Annotated in this window: 25 protein-coding genes; 6 read left to right on the top strand and 19 right to left on the bottom strand. The window is 36.3% G+C overall.

The features are described 5' to 3' along the window. Positions 1-10: 10 nt before the first annotated feature. The 7 genes from ACQKNR_RS15925 to ACQKNR_RS15895 all read right to left on the bottom strand — a co-directional run bounded on the left by ACQKNR_RS15925 (position 11) and on the right by ACQKNR_RS15895 (position 6877). Positions 11-619, bottom strand: a complete 609-nt coding sequence (locus tag ACQKNR_RS15925; RefSeq protein WP_427318717.1) for an XTP/dITP diphosphatase — start codon at positions 617-619, stop codon at positions 11-13. An 11-nt stretch (positions 620-630) separates the two neighbouring features. Next, positions 631-1368, bottom strand: coding sequence for a ribonuclease PH (gene rph, locus ACQKNR_RS15920; protein WP_427318716.1), 738 nt, complete (start codon positions 1366-1368; stop codon positions 631-633). Between the two features lie 130 nt (positions 1369-1498). Further along, a complete protein-coding gene (locus ACQKNR_RS15915) occupies positions 1499-2545 on the bottom strand; it encodes a GerMN domain-containing protein (protein ID WP_427318715.1) in 1047 nt (348 codons plus the stop codon). A 130-nt stretch (positions 2546-2675) separates the two neighbouring features. Next, positions 2676-3485, bottom strand: a complete 810-nt coding sequence (gene racE, locus ACQKNR_RS15910) for a glutamate racemase (RefSeq protein WP_427318714.1) — start codon at positions 3483-3485, stop codon at positions 2676-2678. 366 nt (positions 3486-3851) lie between these two features. Then, positions 3852-4076 carry a spore germination transcription factor GerE gene (gene gerE, locus ACQKNR_RS15905; RefSeq protein WP_000659484.1) on the bottom strand — a complete coding sequence of 75 codons (225 nt, stop codon included), beginning with the start codon at positions 4074-4076 and terminating at the stop codon, positions 3852-3854. A gap of 165 nt (positions 4077-4241) precedes the next feature. Beyond that, entirely contained in the window at positions 4242-5537 is a 1296-nt protein-coding gene (locus tag ACQKNR_RS15900; RefSeq protein ID WP_427318713.1) for a purine/pyrimidine permease, read from the bottom strand. A gap of 98 nt (positions 5538-5635) precedes the next feature. Further along, on the bottom strand, positions 5636-6877 hold the full coding sequence (locus tag ACQKNR_RS15895) for an amidohydrolase family protein (RefSeq protein ID WP_427318712.1): 1242 nt from the start codon (positions 6875-6877) through the stop codon (positions 5636-5638). Between the two features lie 189 nt (positions 6878-7066). Here ACQKNR_RS15895 and ACQKNR_RS15890 point away from each other — a divergent pair, with 189 nt between their 5' ends. Beyond that, positions 7067-7252 (top strand): PspC domain-containing protein, encoded by a 186-nt coding sequence (locus ACQKNR_RS15890; protein ID WP_427318711.1) that lies wholly within the window; start codon positions 7067-7069, stop codon positions 7250-7252. A 73-nt stretch (positions 7253-7325) separates the two neighbouring features. Here ACQKNR_RS15890 and ACQKNR_RS15885 read toward each other — a convergent pair whose 3' ends face one another. After that, on the bottom strand, positions 7326-7898 hold the full coding sequence (locus ACQKNR_RS15885) for a helix-turn-helix domain-containing protein (protein ID WP_427318710.1): 573 nt from the start codon (positions 7896-7898) through the stop codon (positions 7326-7328). Between the two features lie 100 nt (positions 7899-7998). Here ACQKNR_RS15885 and ACQKNR_RS15880 point away from each other — a divergent pair, with 100 nt between their 5' ends. Continuing rightward, positions 7999-8964: a DMT family transporter gene (locus ACQKNR_RS15880; RefSeq protein WP_427318709.1), complete on the top strand. Its 966-nt coding sequence runs from the start codon at positions 7999-8001 to the stop codon at positions 8962-8964. A gap of 141 nt (positions 8965-9105) precedes the next feature. Continuing rightward, positions 9106-9771, top strand: a complete 666-nt coding sequence (locus ACQKNR_RS15875; protein WP_427318708.1) for an aquaporin — start codon at positions 9106-9108, stop codon at positions 9769-9771. A 58-nt stretch (positions 9772-9829) separates the two neighbouring features. On the opposite strand, the gene ACQKNR_RS15870 is transcribed toward ACQKNR_RS15875, so the two are convergent. The 3 genes from ACQKNR_RS15870 to ACQKNR_RS15860 form a co-directional block, all read right to left on the bottom strand. Beyond that, the gene (locus ACQKNR_RS15870) at positions 9830-10261 is read right to left on the bottom strand and encodes an Rrf2 family transcriptional regulator (RefSeq protein ID WP_193410516.1); all 432 of its coding nucleotides are present in this window, start codon (positions 10259-10261) and stop codon (positions 9830-9832) included. A 115-nt stretch (positions 10262-10376) separates the two neighbouring features. Next, the gene (locus ACQKNR_RS15865) at positions 10377-11603 is read right to left on the bottom strand and encodes an ABC transporter permease (RefSeq protein ID WP_427318707.1); all 1227 of its coding nucleotides are present in this window, start codon (positions 11601-11603) and stop codon (positions 10377-10379) included. 2 nt (positions 11604-11605) lie between these two features. Next, the gene (locus ACQKNR_RS15860; protein WP_427318706.1) at positions 11606-12490 is read right to left on the bottom strand and encodes an ABC transporter ATP-binding protein; all 885 of its coding nucleotides are present in this window, start codon (positions 12488-12490) and stop codon (positions 11606-11608) included. Between the two features lie 342 nt (positions 12491-12832). Here ACQKNR_RS15860 and ACQKNR_RS15855 point away from each other — a divergent pair, with 342 nt between their 5' ends. Continuing rightward, positions 12833-13660, top strand: a complete 828-nt coding sequence (locus ACQKNR_RS15855) for a 5'-nucleotidase, lipoprotein e(P4) family (protein WP_427318705.1) — start codon at positions 12833-12835, stop codon at positions 13658-13660. Positions 13661-13684: 24 nt separating this feature from the next. Here ACQKNR_RS15855 and motB read toward each other — a convergent pair whose 3' ends face one another. Beyond that, positions 13685-14470, bottom strand: coding sequence for a flagellar motor protein MotB (gene motB / locus ACQKNR_RS15850; protein WP_427318704.1), 786 nt, complete (start codon positions 14468-14470; stop codon positions 13685-13687). Next, positions 14460-15254, bottom strand: a complete 795-nt coding sequence (motA, locus tag ACQKNR_RS15845) for a flagellar motor stator protein MotA (RefSeq protein ID WP_193410521.1) — start codon at positions 15252-15254, stop codon at positions 14460-14462. Before motA ends, motB begins: the two co-directional genes overlap by 11 nt. 264 nt (positions 15255-15518) lie before the next feature. On the opposite strand from motA, the gene ACQKNR_RS15840 reads away from it, so the two are divergent. After that, positions 15519-16298 carry a M15 family metallopeptidase gene (locus ACQKNR_RS15840; RefSeq protein ID WP_427318703.1) on the top strand — a complete coding sequence of 260 codons (780 nt, stop codon included), beginning with the start codon at positions 15519-15521 and terminating at the stop codon, positions 16296-16298. Between the two features lie 36 nt (positions 16299-16334). Here ACQKNR_RS15840 and ACQKNR_RS15835 read toward each other — a convergent pair whose 3' ends face one another. The 4 genes from ACQKNR_RS15835 to sdhC all read right to left on the bottom strand — a co-directional run bounded on the left by ACQKNR_RS15835 (position 16335) and on the right by sdhC (position 20059). Continuing rightward, entirely contained in the window at positions 16335-16781 is a 447-nt protein-coding gene (locus tag ACQKNR_RS15835) for an acyl-CoA thioesterase (protein WP_427318702.1), read from the bottom strand. A gap of 90 nt (positions 16782-16871) precedes the next feature. Beyond that, on the bottom strand, positions 16872-17633 hold the full coding sequence (gene sdhB / locus ACQKNR_RS15830) for a succinate dehydrogenase iron-sulfur subunit (RefSeq protein WP_001291827.1): 762 nt from the start codon (positions 17631-17633) through the stop codon (positions 16872-16874). Beyond that, positions 17626-19419: a succinate dehydrogenase flavoprotein subunit gene (sdhA, locus tag ACQKNR_RS15825; RefSeq protein ID WP_048531519.1), complete on the bottom strand. Its 1794-nt coding sequence runs from the start codon at positions 19417-19419 to the stop codon at positions 17626-17628. Before sdhA ends, sdhB begins: the two co-directional genes overlap by 8 nt. Positions 19420-19432: 13 nt before the next feature. Beyond that, on the bottom strand, positions 19433-20059 hold the full coding sequence (gene sdhC, locus ACQKNR_RS15820; protein ID WP_000678354.1) for a succinate dehydrogenase cytochrome B558: 627 nt from the start codon (positions 20057-20059) through the stop codon (positions 19433-19435). 300 nt (positions 20060-20359) lie between these two features. Between sdhC and ACQKNR_RS15815 the strand changes: the two genes are divergently transcribed. Beyond that, entirely contained in the window at positions 20360-20809 is a 450-nt protein-coding gene (locus ACQKNR_RS15815; RefSeq protein WP_427318701.1) for a YslB family protein, read from the top strand. Between the two features lie 114 nt (positions 20810-20923). Here ACQKNR_RS15815 and uvrC read toward each other — a convergent pair whose 3' ends face one another. Continuing rightward, a complete protein-coding gene (gene uvrC / locus ACQKNR_RS15810; RefSeq protein WP_427318700.1) occupies positions 20924-22708 on the bottom strand; it encodes an excinuclease ABC subunit C in 1785 nt (594 codons plus the stop codon). A 148-nt stretch (positions 22709-22856) separates the two neighbouring features. After that, on the bottom strand, positions 22857-23171 hold the full coding sequence (gene trxA / locus ACQKNR_RS15805; RefSeq protein WP_001018943.1) for a thioredoxin: 315 nt from the start codon (positions 23169-23171) through the stop codon (positions 22857-22859). Positions 23172-23377: the final 206 nt, after the last annotated feature.

Here is a 23377-nt window from a genome sequence, read left to right as displayed (position 1 = left end):
TCTCTCTCCCTTATTCTCCTAAAAACCATTCCGGTATTTTTTCTTCTAACTTACGAAGAGCACGTCCGCGGTGGCTAATGGCATTTTTCTCATCTGAACTTAGTTCCGCCATCGCTTTTTTATATTCTTCCACATAAAAGATTGGATCATATCCAAAGCCATTTTCCCCGCGGCGCTGTTCTAAAATATATCCTTCACACGTCCCATTCACAATTACAGGCTTTTTATCACCGTCAGGGAAAGCAACTGCTAATGCGCAGTAGAAACGCGCCTTACGCTTTTCAAATTCAACGCCATTTAATTCTTGTAACACTTTATCAATATTCGCTTGATCATCTTTCGGCTCTCCAGCAAAACGAGCTGAATAAACTCCTGGTTTTCCGTTTAAAGCATCTACAATAAGACCTGAATCGTCCGCAATTACGATAGAATTCAACTGTCTACTCAGACTATCTGCTTTTAAGATCGCATTTTCTTCAAATGTTTCACCAGTTTCTTCGACTTCTTCAATATGAGGAAAATCGTGTAATGATTTCACTTCTAAATCAAATCGCTCAAATAACTCAGCAAACTCACGTACTTTCCCCACATTTTTTGTCGCTACAACAACTTGTTTCATATTTTCCACCTCTACTCTATATGAGATACGATGTCACCTAACGCTTCTTTTTGCTTGTCAATCAATTGGAAAATACCTTGTTCCGCAGCATCAAGTAGTTCATTTAACTGAGTTCTGCTAAACGTCGCTTCTTCTCCAGTTCCTTGCACTTCAACAAACCGACCTTTTCCAGTCATAATCACGTTCATATCAACGTCTGCTTTAGAATCTTCGGCATAGTTTAAATCTAAAACAACACCTTGCTCCTCAACAATTCCTACTGACGTTGCTGCTAAATAGTCTTTCACTGGAATTTTAGATACTTTTTCTGCTTGTAGTAGCTTCTCAAACGCTAATACCATCGCTACATATGCACCTGTAATAGAAGCTGTTCTTGTTCCACCATCTGCTTGAATAACATCACAGTCAATCCAAACCGTTCTCTCGCCAAGTGCTTCTAAGTCAACTACCGCACGTAATGCTCGTCCAATTAAACGCTGAATTTCCATTGTACGTCCTGTTACTTTCCCTTTACTTGACTCTCGAATTGTACGTTGTTCTGTCGCACGTGGAATCATCGCGTATTCAGCTGTTACCCAGCCCTTTCCTTCTCCACGCATAAACGGTGGTACACGCTCTTCAATTGTTGCTGAGCAAATTACCTTCGTATCCCCAACTTCAATTAGCACTGACCCTTCTGGATGTTTTAAATAATTCGTATGAATATGTATATGGCGTAATTCTGTTTTCTCTCTACCATCTACTCGCATAAAATAACCTCCTCATAACTAATACTCGTTAGTATAGCCAAATTTAAATGTATGATATGTATACAATAAAAGAAGGAGAACCCAAAAAGCAATTCCCCTTTCTTACTTAAGTATATCAAATTATTCGCGATTAAAAACCACCTGCGTTCACGTTTTGTGGACGATTAACAGGTTTTGTTAACTTTTCACCCTTCTCATCCATAAGATTCGCTTTTCCATTCACTTCAATAGAAACATTTTTCACACCTTGTTTTTCCGTTAACGATAAAACTAATGATTTCAATACGTAGTTTGAAATCTTACTTTTATCTTTATTCGCAAATATATTTTCATTAAAGTTTAACGTAATATTCCCGTCTTGCAATTTTGGATTCGTAATAAGTTTGACACCTGGATTAAAATCACTCAACAGCGAATTTTGATTCGGCCCTTTTACTAGTTCATTTACAACTGTCGTAATATCATTTTCTTTCCCTTCTGCAACACGGCGCGTGACTGGTACATAATATTGCTGTTTATTATTCTGCGCCATAAAATACAGCGTGACTGGTTTTGTATTTGTTACATCTGCTACTTGTTCATCATCAAAGTTAATACCATTCGCACGACTCACCCCTTCACCAAGCGGCGTACCACCATTAGGCATCTTCGCTAACTTTTCACCATTTATTTGGAACTGCACTTGTTTTATTTCTTTAAACTGCGTCAAAGTCCAAGCTACTGACTCAACAATTTGACGCTCTTCTTCTTTTGCATAGTTTTTCATTTCCTTAGAGAAATCAATGACTGCCGTACCATCTTTTTTCAGATTAAGGGTCATCGTTGTATTTGCGGGAATGACTGCACGGAACCCATTCGGTAATAAATCAGTTACCGGCCCATCTTTCACAAGGTATTCTAACGTTTGCTGCACGACCTCATTTGCTTTCGGAGTTGGTATAGCTAACGTTTGTGGTACAACATAACCATTTTTATCAACAAGGTATAGTTCTCTATTCACCGTTTGTCCTTGTTTATCTTTCTTAGCTGTTTCTTTCTTTCCACCCTCTGTATATGTAACTTGTTTTGGCGGATCAATTTGTTCAGTCGCTTTCTCCTGATTTATAAAGCCACACCCTGTTAGTAAAACAGCGCTCACAGTAGCACCAACAACCCATTTAAAAGTGGATTTAGGCATGCCATTCCCCCCTAAAATCTAAGTTTGTACTATTATGTATACGAGCTGTTTCATGTTTTAGAACAAGCCATGCTTCTTATAAACAAAAAAACTCCTGATTTCTCAGGAGTTCACTTATATGAGTCTACTATTATTCTGTTTCTAAATTAATATGTTTCACATTTTCAATTGGCTGACCGAACCACTTTGATGCGATTTCTTTAAATAAGCCTATTTTTCCTGTTGTTAAAAAGAGATGATCACTTTGTTCTTCTCCATCATTCAACATTTTACTATGGTATAAAATCGTACTTACTTCACGTGCTGTTTCATCACCAGAACTAATTAATTGTACTTTATCTCCCATTACCTTTTTAATAACCGGACCTAAAATCGGATAATGTGTACACCCTAAAATAAGGGTATCAATATCAGTTCTTTTCAGCGGTTGCAATGTTTCTCTTACAACTTCATACGCCATTTCACTTTCGAAATTCCCACTCTCTACAAGTTCAACGAAAGGTGGACACGCTAAACTTTCTACCATAACACGGTTATTAATAGACTTTAACGCATCTTCATATGCACCACTTTTCACCGTTCCAATCGTTCCAATAATCCCAACATGGTACGTATTTGTCACTTTTAAAGCTGTACGTGATCCTGGGTGAATAACTCCTACTACTGGAATTGGTAATTGTTTCTGCATCTCTTCTAATACAACCGCAGTTGCTGTATTACACGCAATAACTAACATTTTGATATTTAAATCTAGTAAATGCTCCGTCATTTCCCACGTAAATTGACGCACTTCTTCTCGAGAACGCGGGCCATACGGGCAACGTGCTGTATCTCCTAAATATATAATACGCTCTTTCGGCAACTGACGAATTAATTCCTTCGCTACTGTTAAACCGCCAACTCCTGAATCGATAACACCGATTGCTCTATTCAACTTCATCACCCGTTTTCTCATTCATCATTTTATTTTATGTTTATCAGTATATTTTACGCACTTTAAGTTCGCTCACTTAAAATGCTTCTGTATAAAATTTTTTCATTTGTACCTATATAGACTAGGACCTTTTTTATTTTGCTCCTTTTTTTCGTAATTTGCAAGACAGAAAAATAACCGACCTTCTATATGAAAGTCGGTTTCTTCTATATTAATATCTTCATTCATACTTTCTTCATTGTGCTATCTTTTTCCGAAAAGAGGGCATTCCAATTAAAAAGAAAAAGTGAGCTGAAATTAAGACTACAATCATATATAGCATGAAACAAACAAAAAAATAGCCGACTCTTTGTATAAAAGTCGGCTGCTTTCTTATAGTTCGAGCTCTCCCATACGAAGAAGCTCAACAACTGCTTGTGAACGTCCTTTAACCCCTAGCTTTTGCATTGCGTTTGAGATATGGTTGCGTACTGTTTTTTCACTTATAAAAAGTTCACCTGCAATTTCCTTCGTTGTTTTATCTTGAACCAGTAATTCAAATACTTCTCTCTCTCTCTTTGTGAGTAAAGGTTTAGATTGATACGCTTTTTCCTTCAACTGGTATAACCCTCCTTGCTTAAGCCAGAGCTGTATATGTGTAAGTTGGGTGTTTATTTAGTCAAGATATTGTATGAACGAAATGTGCAGGTGGTGAATGAAAATGGGCTTTATTTCTTATGTTAATTTAGACTTTTATACAGTGCGTACACTCGTTTTATCCACTTACTTTCCCGTACGCCATATTTGTTCTAGCAATATACTTACAACTGTACCTACGAACAAACCATTTCCGAATATATATTGCATAACAGACGGCAAGGATTGGAGTGCGCCAGACGGTAAAAACATAACTCCGCTTCCAAATAATACCGCAACCCCTAAAATCGTTACATTCCTTTCGCTGAGCTCCACTTGTTTTATATTATGCAACCCAATTCCAATTAGCTGTACGAACGAAGCCATTAAAACTGCAGATGCAACTGCAGACGGTAAAGATGCTAAGTAACGAATAACACTTGGAAAAAGCGACATAACAACTAGTAACACACATGCCATTAAAAACGATCGTATATATTTTTGTTTTGTTAAGCGTATAAATCCTGCCGTTGCTGGTAACGGCACGACACCTACAGTTGAAAATACAGAGGAAATGATATGCGAAATCCCTCCAATCCACGTACCATCCTTCAACTGTTTTTGTTCAATAGTCGCTTTATGAATCGTAGCTTGATTAATTGCTATAATAGCTGCCACTGTATTTGAAACTAGAATACATACCATAACGAAACTTGATACCGCCATACCTATATTCCATTTTGGAAGTCCCCAAGCAAATATATGTGGCAGTTGCACAAAATGAGTTACTTGAGATGGAATCGTCACTTTCCCTGCCATTAGAAAAATAATCCATCCGCTAATTAATCCTATTAAAACTGCATAACTTTTGACAAAGCCTTTTCCAAAATTAGAAAGTATAATAACGAACAGAAATATACTAAACGCGATTAACGCTGTAAATCCATCGATTTGAGAAACAGTAGCTGTAATTCCTAGCATTCCTTTTAAAAATACACCACTTAATTGTAAACATAATAAAAGTAAAAATGTCCCTGTCACAAGTGGCGTAAATAAAAATAAAATACGTCCGATAAAACCAGTTACTCCTAATCCTATTAAAATGACTCCGGAAATTATCATTCCTAATTCTAAAATTTGCAGTGTACTATGTAATTGATCCTGCCCGACAGTTGCATAAGCAAGTACGGTAAATACACCAACCCAAGATCCAGCTGGGCCGTCCGCAATTGGTAGTTTATGTCCAAGCCATCCTTGTAAAAAAGAAGATATACCAACTACGAAAAACGTACGCTGCATTAAATAAAATACTTCTTCCGTCGTAAGATGAAATAATCCGCCAACGACAATTGGTAGTGCGATTGAATTTGCTAACAAAAAAATAAACCATTGCAAAGTTCCCATAATATGATTTTGATTATGTTGACTGTCCAAATCTTTCATCCCTTCTAGCTTTCCTATAAGAAATATATCTTTAGAATAAAAAAGAAGAGTTCTATACTCACAATTAGAACCCTCCTCAAAGCATTTAAATGATTCTTCTACACAAGATTATTCAATTCCACCTCATTTAAACTTCCGACAACAATATTTCCCTTATACACAACTAAACGCTTCTCTGTTTGACGCGCTACCGCTTCAGCAGTGCATGTTGCATTCGTCAAAACAAAGCTCGCTTCATCCCCTACATTCGGCCATACTCGCTCCCCTTCATTATTTAACGTCTCTTTTCCTCCCGTAATAAAGCGAAGCGCTCTACCTAATGATCTTTCGTCACTCCACCCAAATCGCTCTGCTAATCGATTTGCCTTTTGAAGCATATCACCTGTTCCGAAAGGCGACCAATGATCTGTAATGCTATCATTTCCTAATGAAACTTTAACACCTTTTTCATCTAATAATGGAATCGGGATTACTTGTTTACCAATTGGCACGGTTGAAGTAATATCAATGTTTAAAGCTGCTAGTCTTTCTGCCACTTCTTCAGCTTCTTTATCAGTAACCCCACCAAGTCCAAGAGCATGACTAATTGTTACACGACCTTGCCATCCCGCTTCTTCTGTTAGACTTGCCAATCTCTTCATCGTAAATGTTCCAAGATTACTCGCATCATGCAAATGAATATCAACATCTGCATTAAATTCTACTGCGATATCCATAATTGTATGTAATGATTTTTCGATGTCATTATCCACTGTAGCTGGATCCACTCCGCCTACTAGATGCGCCCCCATACGCATCGCATCTTTTACAAGTTGCACAGAATTACTGCGTAATAACCCATGTTGTGGAAAAGCAACGATTCTACCAGACACCCGATTTTTATATGTTTCTAATGCCGCTAACGTCGCCTCCAAATTACCAAGTCCAATAATCGGATCAATATTACAATGCGTTCTAATATTCGTTGCACCATTTCGAAGCAATAACTTTAGCATATTTTCCGCCCTGTCTTGAGCAGTTGCTAATTGCTTCGGTAAAATCTTTTCTTCTTCACTAAAGCGTGTAAAAATACTGTCTGCTGGCATGCAAGCTTTCCAAGGCCCACTATAATACGTTTTATCAATATGAATGTGCATCTCTTCGAAAGCTGGCAAAATTAATAAGCGATTAGCATCAAGAGTTAATATCCCTTCCTCTTGAACAACACCTGCTATAATTTTTTTAATTCTCTCATCTTCAATGAGTAAACTACATAATTTTGTTTCTGTTCGTGAAATTTCCTCTTCTTCATATGTATACCCTGATTCAAGCATTACATTAGTCAACCAATATACTGTCATCTCTATTTCCCCATCCTTTATTAAAAATCACCTCATACCCCTTACTATAATTTTAATATCACCTGAAAATTAAGACAATTAATAAGACCGTTTCCCTAAAAAAATGTCATACAACCTCATAGTCTTCTCATAAATTTCCATATAGAATAGAAGTATGTAGCTTCATATAAAAAAGGAGTTGATCGTCATATGTCAAAAAAATTATGTAAATCCGAAACTGATAAAATGATATTTGGTATATGTGGTGGTTTAGGAGAATATTTTGATATTAGTTCTACTCTCATTCGTATCATTTGGGTCATTGCTGTTTTATGTTTTGGGACGGGATTTTTAGTTTATTTTATTTGTTTATTACTTATGCCACGTTCGTACTAATGGCATCATTCCATATACTTAAGAAGAGCATATAAAAAATCACCTATAGAATTCTTTTCTATAGGTGATTTTTTCATGAAGAATATTTCATCGTTAAATGTAATACCGCCACTTCATCTTCATTATTTCGGTAACTATGTTTCTTATTTGCTTCGAATTGAATGGAGTCAAACTCATTTAACTCGTACACATCATTCTCCACTTGAATCGAAACTTTCCCTTTCATTACTGTTACAAGTTCAATAGCACCTTCATGATGAGCTTCCGGTTCATATATACTATTGGATCTTAAACAAGCACGGTGCATTTCCATCCCTGTTTCTTTCGTGTAACGGAACATCGTTTCTAAATGCCATGCTTGTCCTACATCTACTGCAAATCCTTCTCCGCAGCGCGCAACAGCTACAGGTTCTCCAACAACCATTAATCTTGATAAAGGAATCGATAACCCTTTCGTTATTTTCCAAATGACAGCTAACGTTGGATTCGTTTCGCCTCTCTCAATTTTTCCTAATGTTAATTTACTAACCCCTGTTTTTTGAGCCAACTCTTCTAAACTTAATTTTTTTTCATTTCGAATTTGTCTTAATAACTGACCTACTTGCTGAATGACTTCTTTCGTTTGCATATCTTCATTTTCTTTCATCTATAAAACCACCTTAAAGTATAAAATAGTTTACTTTTTTGACATTAAAGTATATTATACTATACATAATTATTTGTTTCCAAAAGGAGTGTTATATTTCATGCGCGCAATATTATTAGGTCTTTTGTCATCAGCCTTTTTTTCTGCAACTTTTATTATTAACAGAGCGATGAATGTATCGGGAACTAGCTGGGCTTGGACAGCTTCCTTCCGTTTTTTATTTGCTCTCCCTATTTTATTCCTTATCGTTTTATTTCGCAAAAACTTAGGTGGGTTATGGGAAGAGTTAAAAAAACATCCATTTGCATGGATCGGATGGGGTTCCGTTGCAGGTATTGGCTTCTATTCTTTATTAAGTTTCGCAGCTGTCTTTTCTCCAGCTTGGCTCGTTGCTGGAACTTGGCAAGTTACGATATTAGCAGGTTTACTTTTATCACCACTATTTTTCGTTAAAATAGAAACAAAGTCAGGTACGAAACTTGTACGTGGAAAAATTCCCCTTCGCAGCTTATATGTAGCGTTATTTATTTTACTTGGTGTAATTTGTATGCAAGCAACTGAAGCAGGCCACATTACAATGACTCAGTTCATCTCAGGGTTTTTACCTGTCGTGTTAGCTGCTTTCTTATATCCATTCGGCAACCGAAAAATGATGGAGCTTGTGGGTAGACGTCTTGATACGTTCCAACGTGTATTAGGAATGGCAATTGGAAGTCTCCCTATTACAATTTTACTTGGTATATACGGATTTTCTACTACTGGTATTCCAACATCCAGCCAAATGCTACAAGGATTTTTGTTAGCATTATGTTCCGGCGTTATTGCAACGATGACATTTTTCTTTGCTACTGACTTAGCAAAAGACAATCTCGCTTTACTTGGTGCTGTTGAAGCAACACAAGCTGGAACGATGGTCTTTACAGTGCTTGGTGAAATTATTTTCTTGAATGGTTCATTCCCCGGTGGCCTTTCCCTATTTGGAATGATTATTATTATGTTAGGAATGGTTGCAAATAGTATTTTAAATCGATCTGTTCCAGTCGTTAAACCGAAAAAGTCAGCATAAAAAAGATATGGTTCTTCTTCATAGAGCCATATCTTTTTTTATTGTCCCCCTATTTCACCTTATCAGAATAGTATTTCATTGGCTGTTTATACCAAAACTTATGTTATAATACGTTTCATGCGCATTAATAGGAGGTAAATTATGTTAAAAAAAGCAATTGCTGAATTTATTGGTACATTTGTACTTGTATTATTCGGAACTGGAGTAGCTGTCACTGGCGGCGGAATTGAAGGAATTGGAACATTAGGAATCGCTATGGCTTTCGGTCTATCTATTGTAGCTATGGCATATAGCATCGGCACAATTTCTGGATGTCACATTAACCCAGCAGTATCGGTAGCTATGTTCATCAACAAAAGAATGAATGCTATGGAACTTTGTTATTATGTATTAGCTCAAATTTTAGGTGGTTTATTAGGAACAGCAACGTTAGTAACAATTTTAAAATCTGCTAAAACACCTTTAGATAATTTAGGACAAAATGGTTTTGGAACTCTTGGTGTATCTGGAGCATTTTTAGTTGAGTTCGTTTTAACTTTCGTATTTATTTTAGTTATCGTGGCTGTAACAGGTAAAAAAGGAAGTTCTTCTTTAGCGGGACTAGTAATTGGTTTCACACTAGTTTTAATTCACTTATTAGGTATTCCGTTAACTGGAACATCTGTTAACCCAGCTCGTAGTATCGCGCCAGCTTTATTTGTTGGTGGAGAAGCACTTTCTCAACTATGGGTATTCATCGCGGCACCAATTCTTGGTGGTATCGTAGCAGCTGTTGTAGGTAAATTCATTTTAAACACTGAAAAATAGAATTTTCAGTGTTTATGAACAAAAAAGGCGAGCCCTCATGATGAGGAAGCTCGCTTTTTTATTCTTTCATTTTAGATTTTAAATTTGTAACTAATTGCTCTACCGTTACATTTGCAAGTACGTTTTCCATCGCTTCTTGCGCTTGCATTAAAATAATTTCTAATACTGATTGAATATTAGCTCCTACTGGACATTCAATGTTGGGATTTTCATGGAAGGAAAATAGATGCCCTTCTTCTACAACTTCCACTGCTTTATATACATCAAGTAATGTAATTTCTTCTAAATCACGAGCAAGTGTTGTACCGCCTTTACCGGCTTGTACATCAACAAGTCCTGCTCTCTTCAACATTCCTGTAATGCGACGAATCACAACTGGATTTGTATTCACACTACCAGCAATCCATTCAGAGGTACAGCGAGAGTTTCGATCTATCGCAAGTAATGTCAGCATATGAACACCTACTGTAAACCGGCTACTAATCCCCATCTGCACACCCTCCTTTTTATTCATTCTATTAAAAGACGACTCTTATTATTATATACTATTTTTAATTTATACATAAAGAAAAAGCATGATTTCAGTAGGAAATCATGCTTTCTTTTTATTGGCGTTTAATAAATTTTGCTAAATCTTTAAATTTCACTTTATCTGAGTAATTCATTACACCGTTTACGTAAATGCGACTTGTAACAGCATTTAATATACCGATCGTCACCAAGAGAACCGCCAGTGTGATTGTAATTTCTAACATCCCTGCCTCACCAGCTACAATACGTGAGAAGGTAACCATCGGTGTAAAGAACGGAACGTAAGAACTTACAACAACGATAGTACTATTCGGATCACTTAATGATTTAATACTAATGAAGAATGCAGCCATAATTAAAATCATTACTGGGAAAGATACAGCTTGTAAATCCTCAGTCTTAGACACGACAGCCCCGGCAGCTGCATACATCATCGCATATAGTAAATACCCCGTAATGAAATACACAAGGAACATGCTTATAACTTTTGCATCTAATTTTGTAAAATCAATTGGAATCCCAAATAATGAAGCATTATCTAAATCAACCCAACCTAACAAATACGGAATAAGGTAACCACACGCCAATATGACAAGTTGTAATAACGCTGTAGAAACAACTGCTAATATTTTCGCATACATCATCGTAAGAGGCCTTACTTTCGGAAGCATTACTTCCATTACACGTGACGCCTTTTCCGACGCAATATTCATTGCAATTGTATTTCCGAACGCAACAATAAACATATATAAAGCAAACGTAAAGAAATAGGCAATTCCGAAAGAAGAAGAACGATCTTTTATCGCTTCTTGTTTCACTGAAATTTCAGTTTGCAATTGTTGTGCAATTTCCGGTGAAACATTATGCTTTGTAATTGTCACCATTGTATATTGTTGTTTTAAATAACCTGCCATGATTGCAGAAGTTGCCTGGCTTGGAAATCCATTATACATATACGTAACCTCTGGCGCTCCATTCTTTTCCGTTACATGAAACAAACCATCCAGCTCACCATCTTCTACTTGTTTATGCAGTTTATCAAAATCCGCTTTTGAACCAACAGTTATTTTTGCTGATGGTAATAGCTTGGTTAACTCTTCTTTTTGTACGTTGTATGTGGAACTTTCTGTCACAACTGCAATTTTATCTTTATCCTTATTTTTATCATTGCCTGAAGTAAAATGATTGAATGCAAAAATCCCAAACACAACTAAAAATAAAATCGCACTCGTAATTATTGATTTTTTAGATAAAAATGCTTCTCTAAAGTAAAATGAAAATACGTGAGAAAATTTACGCATCGTTATTTCGCCCTCTCTACAAAGATTTCGTTTAACGTCGGCTCTAACATTTTAAATTGTCGTAAGGTAACACCTTGTTCTTGCAATTGTTGTAAAATCTTTAGAGCTTCTGCATCGTCTTGTACTTTTACATAAAGAAGGCCTTGTTGTTTTTCATACGGAACCTGTATAGCTTCTAATCCCTTTGCATTCTCTTCTGTATCTTCAATCGTTAAATTACGGAAACCGTATTCTTTCTTAATATCACTTAACTGTCCTTTTACGACTGCTTCACCTTTTTTCAAAATACATACCTGTTGGCAAAAAGCCTCTACTTGTTCCATACGATGACTTGATAAAATAATTGTCTTTCCGCTTTTTACTTGTTCTTCAATAATGCTAGCTAGCATCCCAGCATTAACCGGATCAAGTCCGCTAAACGGTTCATCTAAAATGAGAAGCTCCGGGTCATGAAGAAGAGCAGCAATTAATTGGATTTTTTGCTGATTCCCTTTTGAAAGCTCTCCAGCCGTTTTAAATTTATATTCTGGTATCGCTAAACGCTCTAACCAGTGATCAATAGCGAGATCTACTTCTTTCTTCGACATTCCTTCTAACCTACCAAAATATCGCAACTGATCTATTACTCTACTTTTTGTATATAAGCCTCTTTCTTCTGGTAAATACCCAATCGTTACGCCACTATTCCCAAATGATTTTCCATCCCATGTAATTGAACCTTCATTAGGCGTTAATAATCCGAGAAGCATTTTGATTGTTGTTGTTTTCCCTGCACCATTTCGCCCAAGTAACCCTAGCACTTCACCTTTTGGTAACGAAATCTGCAAACCGTTAACTGCTTTTGATTCCCCAAATTGTTTCGTTAAGTTTTGAATTTGTAAACTCAAAGTATAAAGCCTCCCCTTTAGTATCAATCGTACTCTCTTTCAAAGACTATGTTTATGCATGATAAAATATAGCACTATACTTCGTCCTCTTATATGTAACATCACTCTTAATCCATCATTTGTTCTATTTAGTTAAAATTGTAAATAATAAAGTTCTTTTTGTCAATTATAATTGTCATTACGACAATAAAACTTGTCAAAATGACTGTTATTATTTTGCTCATCTTTCTAATATAGGACATACTACTATATATACAAAAGACAATATGCAAATGTTCATATAAAAATATTATATTTTAATATATAATATAAAATGATTTTCTAACATCAAGGAGGATACATATGAAGATGAAGAGGGGCATTACCACTTTATTATCTGTAGCCGTTTTGTCTACATCGCTTGTAGCATGCTCAGGAACAACAGAGAAAACAGTGGCGAAAGAAGAGAAAGTAAAATTAACAGACCAGCAATTAATGGCTGATTTATGGTATCAAACAGCTGGCGAAACGAAAGCACTTTACTACCAGGGGTACAATATCGGTCAATTGAAGCTTGATGCAGCTCTTGCAAAAGGGACAGAAAAAAAACCTGCTATTGTACTTGATTTAGACGAAACTGTTTTAGATAACAGTCCTCATCAAGCAATGAGCGTAAAAACAGGAAAAGGTTATCCTTATAAATGGGACGATTGGATTAATAAGGCTGAAGCGGAAGCCCTTCCAGGCGCAATTGATTTCTTAAAATATACAGAGTCTAAAGGTGTAGATATTTACTACATCTCAAATCGTAAAACGAATCAATTAGATGCAACTATTAAAAACCTTGAGCGCGTAGGTGCTCCTCAAGCAACGAAAGAACATATATTACTACAAGACCCGAAAGAAAAAGGTAAAGAAAAACGCCGTGAACTCGTTTCTCAAACACATGATATTGTTTTATTCTTCGGCGATAACTTATCTGATTTCACTGGTTTTGATGGAAAATCTGTAAAAGATCGCAATCAAACAGTAGCAGATTCAAAAGCACAATTTGGCGAGAAATTCATCATTTTCCCTAATCCAATGTACGGTGATTGGGAAGGTGCTCTATATGATTATGATTTCAAAAAATCAGATACTGAAAAAGATAAAATCCGTCGTGACAACTTAAAATCGTTTGATGCAAAATAAAGAGGATGGCATTCGCCATCCTCTTTATTGCATATTTCTTGTTAAAGGTAAGATAAACACTTCTACACGTCTATTTTTTGCTTTTCCTTCTGGTGTATCATTTGGTGCCATTGGACGGTATTCTCCGTAACCAATTGCACTAAATTTTTCTGGTTGCAGTTCTTTATTTTGAAGTAATACCTGCATAAAATTTACTGCACGCTGTGTACTTAACTCCCAGTTTGATGCAAACTGAGCATTTGCGATAGGAACAGTATCTGTATGACCAGATACTGTAATTTCACGGGGTGATGCCGAAACAAGTAGATTAGACATCTCTTTTGCAATCCCTAACGATTCCAACTTCACATCCGCTTTTCCTGAATCAAATAGGATATTTTCTAATATTGTTACCATTAACCCTTTTTCTGTTAAATCAGTTTTAAAAGAAGAAGATAATTGATTCTCAGCAATATACTTGTCAATACCTTGTTGTACTGCTTTTAATTCATTCATTTCTTGCTGCTTCACTTCATCTTCAGCATTTTTTTTAATCTTCTCAGACTCTAAACTACTAGCCGATAACTCTTTTTCATTCTTCGGTTTTTGATCACTTAAAAACTCTTTATTTCCCGTTCCACCTGCTAGTTCACTTCTAAAAGCTACTGCCATCTGTTTAAACTTTGCAGCATCTATACTACTCATTGCGAATAAAACGATGAACAATGCAAATAACAACGTTAACATATCAGAATATGGAATTAACCAAGTTTCATCGATATGCTCATCATGTTTTTTCTTTTTTCCTCTTCTATTTTTCTTACTCCGCATTTTTTTCTGCCCCTTTTTCTAGCTTTTTACGCTCAGTTGCAGAAAGTGCACCTAAAATGCGGTTCTTCATAATAAACGGATATGTACCTTCTTGTAACATTAATAAACAATCAATAATTAAACGTTTTTTCTCGATTTCAGCTGCAGATTTTTGTTTTAACTTATTTGCAAATGGATGCCATAACACATAACCTGAAAAAATACCAAAAATCGTTGCAATAAACGCACCTGAAATAGCATGTCCTAACTTCTCAATATCAGTTAAATTCCCAAGCGCAGCTACAAGACCGATAACAGCACCTAAAACCCCTAATGTCGGTGCATACGTACCAGCTTGTGAAAAAATTGCAGCTCCTTTTGCATGCCTTTCTTCAATTGCTTCTAATTCAGCTTCTAAAATCTGCTCTAAATCTTCCGCGGATACTCCATCAATCACGAATTTCATACCACGTAAAAGAAATTCATCTTGAATTTTGTCTAATTGTTGCTCTAAAGACAAAATACCGTATTTTCTACTTTCAGATGTCCAATGAACAAATAATTCTAGCAACTGTTCATAACTTAAATCCTTTTTATTTGAACCAAAAAGAACTTTAAATAATTTTGGGACCCTTTTTAGTTGATTCATCGGAAATGCAATACATACTGCAGCAAATGTACCGATAAAAATAATTAATGCTGCGGCAGGATTCAATAAGGCTGTTACGTCCGCGCCCTTGACGAACATCCCTACTACTACCGCTACAAATCCTAAAATGAGTCCAATAATTGTTGCAAAATCCATTCCCATTCACTCCTAGTCTATACAAGAAGTTCTTTATTCTCGATAATCGTTACATCTTCTTATATATATATATTACATAAAAAATTCATTTCGTGAAAGATAAGAAATGAATTATATGAAAAAATACTACAATTTCACACATTTTCTGACATTTTCTTTGCATTTCTATTACGTTACGACTCTTATATTTCTTTTTCAACAAACTAGACTTATAATAAAAACAATACATATTTTATTAAGAAAGGACTGTGATTACAAGGCATCATGAAAAAAATAATAATTATTTCTGCCGCTACTATTGTAATCGGTATCACATCTTTCACTTATTTCAGTTCTAAATCACCATTACAAAATGAGGCGAAAGCTGTCGAAAGTCAAAAACATAGTAACCATCCAAAAGAAGAGATTCCTGCTTTTCCAAAAGCTGATCATAATGAAAAGAAACTAGATGATAATTTTTCCGTTGTAACAAATCCAGATTCTGCTCTAGTATTAGTCAATAAACATCGTAAATTACCAGATGGGTACATTCCAGAAGATTTAACGAAACCGAATGTACCATTTACTAGCCCAAAAGATAAAGAGAAAACATTACTTCGTAAAGATGCCGCAGACGCTCTTGAGAAAATGTTCCAAGCAGCCAAAGAAGAAGGATTAGAACTGACAGCAGTTTCAGGTTATCGTTCTTACAAACGCCAACAATCGTTACATAACACATATATTAAGCGCCAAGGGAAAGCTGAAGCCGATTCAGTAAGTGCCATTCCTGGGACAAGTGAACATCAAACTGGTTTAGCAATGGATATTAGTTCAAAATCTGCTAAATTTCAATTAGAGCCCATCTTTGGAGAGACTGCAGAAGGAAAATGGGTTGCGAAACATGCCCATGAATTTGGTTTTGTCATTCGTTATTTAGAGGATAAAACAGAAACAACAGAATATGCATATGAACCGTGGCATTTACGCTACGTTGGTAATCCACACGCTACATACATATATAAACATCATTTAACATTAGAGGAAGCAATGGAAGACAAAAAATAAGAGAGCGATTTGCTCTCTTATTTTTCTTTTACTCTATCATTGTAGTAATTTTTTCTTCCATTCTTCAGGCCACGGTTCGCCTCTTCCTGTTTTTTTCGATGCTTGAACCATCATTCCACGACCAACTAAACAAACTTCTCCTTCTGCATTTTTCACCATATAGTGTAAATCTAAAGAAGAATTCCCAACTGATCCTGCTTTTACATACACCTTCAACTGTTCATCAAAATAAATTTGCTTAATGAAATTACATTGTAAATCAGCAACAACAATCATCGTTTCTGATGATTCATGTGTCCATTCTTGCATAAATCCGAGCTCTTTAAATAATGCGATACGAGCTTCTTCAAAATAAGTAAAAGCAACGACATTATTTACATGCCCAAACATATCTACTTCACCAAAACGAACTTTTACAGGATTGTAAAATGAAAAACCACTTTCCCATTTCTCAAAGTCATCAATATAAGAAATTCTCTTCATTGTTCCCTCTCCTTTTCCCTTTAATAAACAGAATAAACTGAAAAATAAAGTTATAAATATTGCCTCTTCAAGATGAAGAGGCAATATTTATTAATAGTTATTGTCGCTACCAAAGAAATCTTTGAACGATTGAATTGTTGTATCACGGTTTAATGCTGCAATTGAAGTTGTTAATGGGATTCCTTTTGGACATGATTGCACACAGTTTTGAGAGTTACCACAGTTTGCAAGTCCTCCATCTCCCATAATTGCACGTAAGCGATCTGCCTTATGCATTTCACCCGTTGGGTGTGAATTGAATAAACGAGCTTGTGATAATGGTGCTGGTCCAATAAAGTCAGACTTACTGTTTACGTTTGGACATGATTCTAAGCAAACACCACATGTCATACATTTTGAAAGTTCATAAGCCCATTGACGCTTTTTCTCTGGCATTCTTGGTCCTGGTCCTAAGTCATACGTACCATCAATTGGAATCCAAGCCTTAACGCGTTTTAACGCATTAAACATACGACTACGGTCAACTTGTAAGTCACGAACAACCGGGAATGTCTTCATCGGTTTTAAGCGAATTGGTTGTTCTAACTGGTCAATAAGAGCTGTACATGATTGACGTGGTTTTCCGTTAATCACCATCGAACATGCGCCACATACTTCCTCTAAACAGTTCATATCCCATGCAATCGGAGTCGTCTGGTTTCCTTTTGAATCAACAGGATTACGACGAATTTCCATAAGCGCCGAAATAATATTCATATTCGGACGATACGGAATTTCAAACTCCTGATCAAACGCTTGCGCGTCTGGTCCGTCTTGTCTCGTAATGATGAGGCGGATTGTTTTCTCAGACATGTTGTTTATCCCCCTTCTCTTCACCCTTAGCAGCTACATCATGTTTTGAAGAATAGTCACGTTTACGTGGTTTAATTAAGGAAACATCCACGTCTTCGTAATGGAATGCTGGTGCATTTCCTTCTCCTTCAAATTTTGCCATCGTAGTTTTTAAGAAGTTTGCATCATCACGATTTGGGAATTCAGGTTTGTAATGCGCCCCACGGCTCTCATTACGGTTATATGCGCCAATTGTAATAACACGCGCTAACTCAAACATATTTGCAAGTTGACGTGTAAATGAAGCACCTTGGTTACTCCATCTTGCTGTATCGTTAATGTTAATACGTTTGTAACGAGCCATTAACTCTTCAATTTTTGCATCTGTTTCTAATAACTTTTTATTTTCACGAACTACTGTAACGTTATCTGTCATCCATTCTCCAAGCTCTTTATGAAGAACATACGCATTTTCGTTACCATCGAGCGTTAAAATATTGTTAAATTTCTCTGTTTCGATCAATTCATTTTGCTCATATACAGTAGATGAAACAGCATCTGATGATTTAGTAAGACCTTTCATATATTCAATTGCATTTGGTCCTGCTACCATACCACCGTAAATTGCTGATAATAGTGAGTTCGCACCAAGGCGGTTACCACCGTGCATAGAATAATCACACTCACCTGCTGCAAATAAACCTGGAATACTTGTCATCTGCTTATAATCAACCCATAGTCCGCCCATTGAATAATGAACAGCCGGGAAGATTTTCATTGGTAGTTTACGAGGATCGTCACCTGTAAACTTCTCATAGATTTCAATAATTCCACCAAGTTTAATATCTAGTTCTTTCGGATCTTTATGAGAAAGATCTAAGTACACCATGTTTTCACCGTTAATACCTAGTTTTTGCTCTACGCAAACATCAAAGATTTCACGCGTTGCAATATCACGAGGTACAAGGTTTCCGTAAGCCGGATATTTCTCTTCTAAGAAGTACCATGGTTTACCATCTTTATATGTCCAAACACGCCCACCTTCACCACGTGCAGATTCACTCATAAGACGTAATTTATCGTCTCCAGGAATTGCCGTTGGGTGAATTTGAATGAACTCACCGTTCGCATAATATGCGCCTTGTTGATATACAGCAGAAGCTGCTGTACCTGTATTGATAATGGAGTTTGTTGATTTTCCGAAGATGATACCAGGGCCCCCTGTTGCCATAATCACGGCATCAGCTTGGAAACTTTTAATCTCCATAGTTTGTAAGTCTTGTGCAACGATTCCTCGGCACACACCTTCATCATCAACAACAGCTCGTAAGAAATCCCAACCTTCATATTTCGTTACAAGTCCTGCTACTTCGTGACGACGTACTTGCTCATCTAATGCGTATAGTAATTGCTGTCCAGTTGTTGCACCAGCAAATGCTGTACGGTGATGTTGTGTTCCACCAAAACGACGGAAATCAAGAAGTCCTTCTTCCGTACGGTTGAACATAACACCCATACGGTCCATTAAATGAATGATACCAGGTGCTGCTTCACACATTGCTTTAACTGGTGGTTGGTTCGCTAAGAAATCCCCACCATAAATTGTATCGTCAAAGTGGATCCATGGAGAATCCCCTTCACCTTTCGTATTTACGGCACCGTTAATTCCACCTTGGGCACACACAGAATGCGAACGTTTTACTGGTACTAAAGAGAACAGTTCAACATTTACTCCTGCTTCCGCCGCTTTAATCGTTGCCATTAAGCCAGCCAAGCCACCGCCGACTACTATAAGTTTCCCTTTCATGCTCTCCCACTCCTTACTGGTTTGCTAGCTGTGGATCGATGAACGCTAATAATGCACTCACACCTACATAAGATAGACCTAAGAAAATAGCTAATGTTACATAAGTAGAGATTCTTTGTGAACGTGGAGATACTGTAATTCCCCAGCTGATGCAGAATGTCCATAGTCCATTTGCAAAGTGGAAAATTGTTGAAACAACACCAACTAAGTAGAATGCAAACATAGCTGGATTGTTTAAAATATCTGCCATCATATCATAGTTTACCTCTTTACCTAACATTGCTTGAATACGAGTTTCCCAGACGTGCCAAGAAATGAAAATCAGCGTAACGATACCTGAAATTCTTTGGAAGACGAACATCCAGTTACGGAAATAACCGTAAGAAACCGCATTGTTCTTAGCTGTAAATGCAATATATAAGCCATATATAGCATGGTACAGTATCGGTAAAAAGATGATGAAAATCTCTAGCGCATACCGGAATGGAAGGAGCTCCATAAAGCCTGCAGCTTTGTTAAAAGCCTCTGCTCCTCTTGTTGCAAAGTTGTTTACAATTAAATGTTGCGTCAAAAAGACACCAACCGGGATGACCCCCATTAATGAGTGCCACTTACGAAACGTATACTCGCGGCCTTTCATGTCCCCATTACCCCCCTTGAATGTTTAACTGCTGTTTTCAGATTAGTTTATGGCAATAATGTTTTTTCACTATTGGCATAAGAAAAACTGAAAAAATTATTCGAAATATTTCAGCATAATTTGATACCAAGTTCATTTTACTCCTATTTTTGTCGAAGCGTCAAGAAAACGTATACATAATTTGCATATAATTTGCCAATTCTTTTTTTCTTCTTATATATTCAGATTTTCCCGAAGAAAAATCTGTTTTTATAAATGCGAAATGTTATATAATAATCCCTATAGAAAGAGGGGAATATTGTGAGCAAAAATACAATCGATATAACATCTTTAGAAGATGTTTCATTGAACGCCTTCGCTTATGAATTGCTACGTGAAGAATTACTACCTGATTTAATTGGTAACGACTTAGATGGTATTTTATACTGGTCCGGTAGAAACCTTGCAAGAAAATATCCACTAGAAACAATTGAAGAAGTTATTCAGTTCTTTGAAAAAGCTGGTTGGGGCACTTTAAGCATCATTGAACATAAACGTCGTGAAATGCAGTTCCAACTTAAAGGCACACTCATCGCTGAACGTCAAAAACAAAAAAGACATTCTTCTTATCAATTAGAAGCTGGATTCATCGCTGAGCAAATTCAAAAGCAACGAAGCGTCGTTGCAGAGTCATACGAAGAAAAGAAAAAACGTTCGGACTCTATTACATTTCTTGTGAAATGGGATATAAAAGATCTCATTGAAGTGTAGCATTACCTACAGTCAACTAGACATATAAGTTTAGTTGACTTTTTTGTATTTTCATTCAGATATGTTTATTTTAAATCTTCAGAAATTATACCAAAAAACAGAAGACATTGTAAACTACAACGTCTTCTTATCTGTTAAATACGTATAAATTGTCTCCGCGACATTTTTCGGCATACCCGCTTCGACAAATTCTGCTACAGAAGCTTCTTTCATCTTCTTCAATGAACCAAAATGTTTTAACAATACCTTTTTCCGTTTATCACCAATTCCCGGAATATCATCCAGCGCTGATTGAATAACAGATTTCCCGTGTAATTGACGATGGAATGTAATCGCAAATCGATGCACTTCATCTTGAATACGCTGCAATAAATAAAATTCTTGGCTATTCCTCTCAAGCATCACAGGTTCAGGTGGATCTCCAATAATTAAATGTGATGTTTTATGTTTGTCATCTTTTACAAGTCCTGCCATTGGAATATATAATCCGAGCTCATTCTCCAGAACATCGCTTGCAGCCGCCAGATGACCTTTTCCCCCATCAATAATAATTAAATCTGGTAAAGGTAAATTCTCTTTAAGCGCCCTCGTATAACGGCGTCTCACAACTTCTCTCATAGACTCATAATCATCTGGTCCTTGAACTGTTTTAATTTTATATTTTCTATATTCTTTCTTTGCTGGCTTCCCATCAATAAAAGCAATCATTGCCGAAACCGGATTTGTCCCTTGAATATTTGAATTATCAAACGCCTCAATACGATACGGCGTTTCAATACCGAGCTGCTTCCCTAAATGATCTACAGCTTTAATTGTTCGCTCTTCATCACGTTCAATTAAATAGAATTTCTCTTCAAGAGCGATTTTCGCATTTTTATTCGCTAATTCTACAAGATCTTTTTTCTTACCACGTTTCGGCTGTGTCGCTTCAACTTCTAAAAAACGCTCCACTAATTCTGAGTCTATACTTCCTGGAACGACAATTTCCTTCGGCTTAAAATGACTACTGTTTTCATAAAATTGACCGATAAACGTTAAAAATCCCTCTTCTGGTTCATCATAGATTGGAAACATAGAAACATCGCGTTCAATTAGCTTTCCTTTCCGAACGAAGAACACTTGAACACACATCCACCCCTTATCAACTGCATATCCAAACACATCACGATCTACTAAGTCACTCATAATCATTTTTTGTTTTTCCATAATCGCATCCATATGAGCAATTTGATCTCTTAGCTCTTTCGCCCGTTCAAATTCTAGTTTCTCTGAAGCCTCATACATCTTTGTTTCTAATTCTGAACGAATTTCTTTATGCCCACCATTTAAAAACTTAATAATTTCATCTACAATTTCTTTATTTTGTTCTTCCGTCACTTCCTTCACACACGGCGCTAAACATTGGCCCATATGATAATACAGGCAAACTTTATCTGGCATATTCGTGCATTTACGAAGTGGATACATACGATCTAGCAGTTTTTTCGTTTCATGAGCGGATTGCGCATTCGGATAAGGACCAAAATACTTTCCTTTATCCTTTTTTACGTTTCGCGTAATGAGTAAGCGCGGCTGTTTTTCAGCCGTGATTTTGATAAACGGATATGTTTTATCATCTTTTAATTGAATATTATATTTTGGATCATATTTTTTTATTAAATTTAACTCTAAAATAAGAGCCTCCAAATTTGAGGAGGTTACAATATATTCAAAGTCAACAATTTCTCCTACAAGCCGCAGTGTTTTTCCATCATGCGAACCAGTAAAGTACGAGCGCACACGATTTTTAAGCACTTTTGCTTTTCCGACATATATAACCGTTCCTTGCTTATCTTTCATTAAATAACAACCAGGTTGATCTGGTAAAATGGCCAACTTCTCTTTCAAATGTTCGTGCACTCGTCACCCTCCATTTCTACATGCTTAGCATTTTTATTTTCACACGAAAACATACTATGCCAAAACACCCAACATACGTTCTTTTATTGTAACGGAAAGGTTGTAAAAAAGAAAATAAAAAAAGCTACCAAATGGTAGCTTCTTTATTTTAGAAGTGTTTAGAAACTAATTCTACTAACGCTTCTTTCGGTTTGTAACCTAACGCTTGATCAACTACTTTACCGTCTTTTAATACGAAAAGAGCTGGAATGCTCATTACTTCGAATTGACGAGCAGTTTCTTGGTTTTCATCAACGTCTACTTTTACTACTTTTACTTTTTCGCCTAGTTCTGCATCAATTTCCTCTAATACAGGAGCGATCATTTTACAAGGTCCACACCAAGGTGCCCAGAAATCTAATAATACAACACCTTCGCTAGTCTCAGCTGCGAAGCTTTGGTCATTTGCGTTTACAATTGCCATTTTATTTCCTCCTTCAAGTATATTCTACCAAGAGTATATCATTAACTTATATACGTGGCGAATAATATGTATCGTTATGTATTGTAACAAAAAAATGTTCCTTTATACTATATAAAAATACAGATTAAATACTAAAAAGATGAGAGACAGGGGATCTCTCACCTTTTTCTATATATAGGGGTACTTCACTTGGAACTCAAGGGTAC

The sequence above is a fragment of the Bacillus sp. NPDC094077 genome (assembly GCF_050279465.1).
Classification (GTDB): Bacteria; Bacillota; Bacilli; order Bacillales; family Bacillaceae_G; genus Bacillus_A.
Note: the sequence above shows the minus strand (reverse complement) of the source record. Positions and strands in the feature narration are given on the sequence as shown.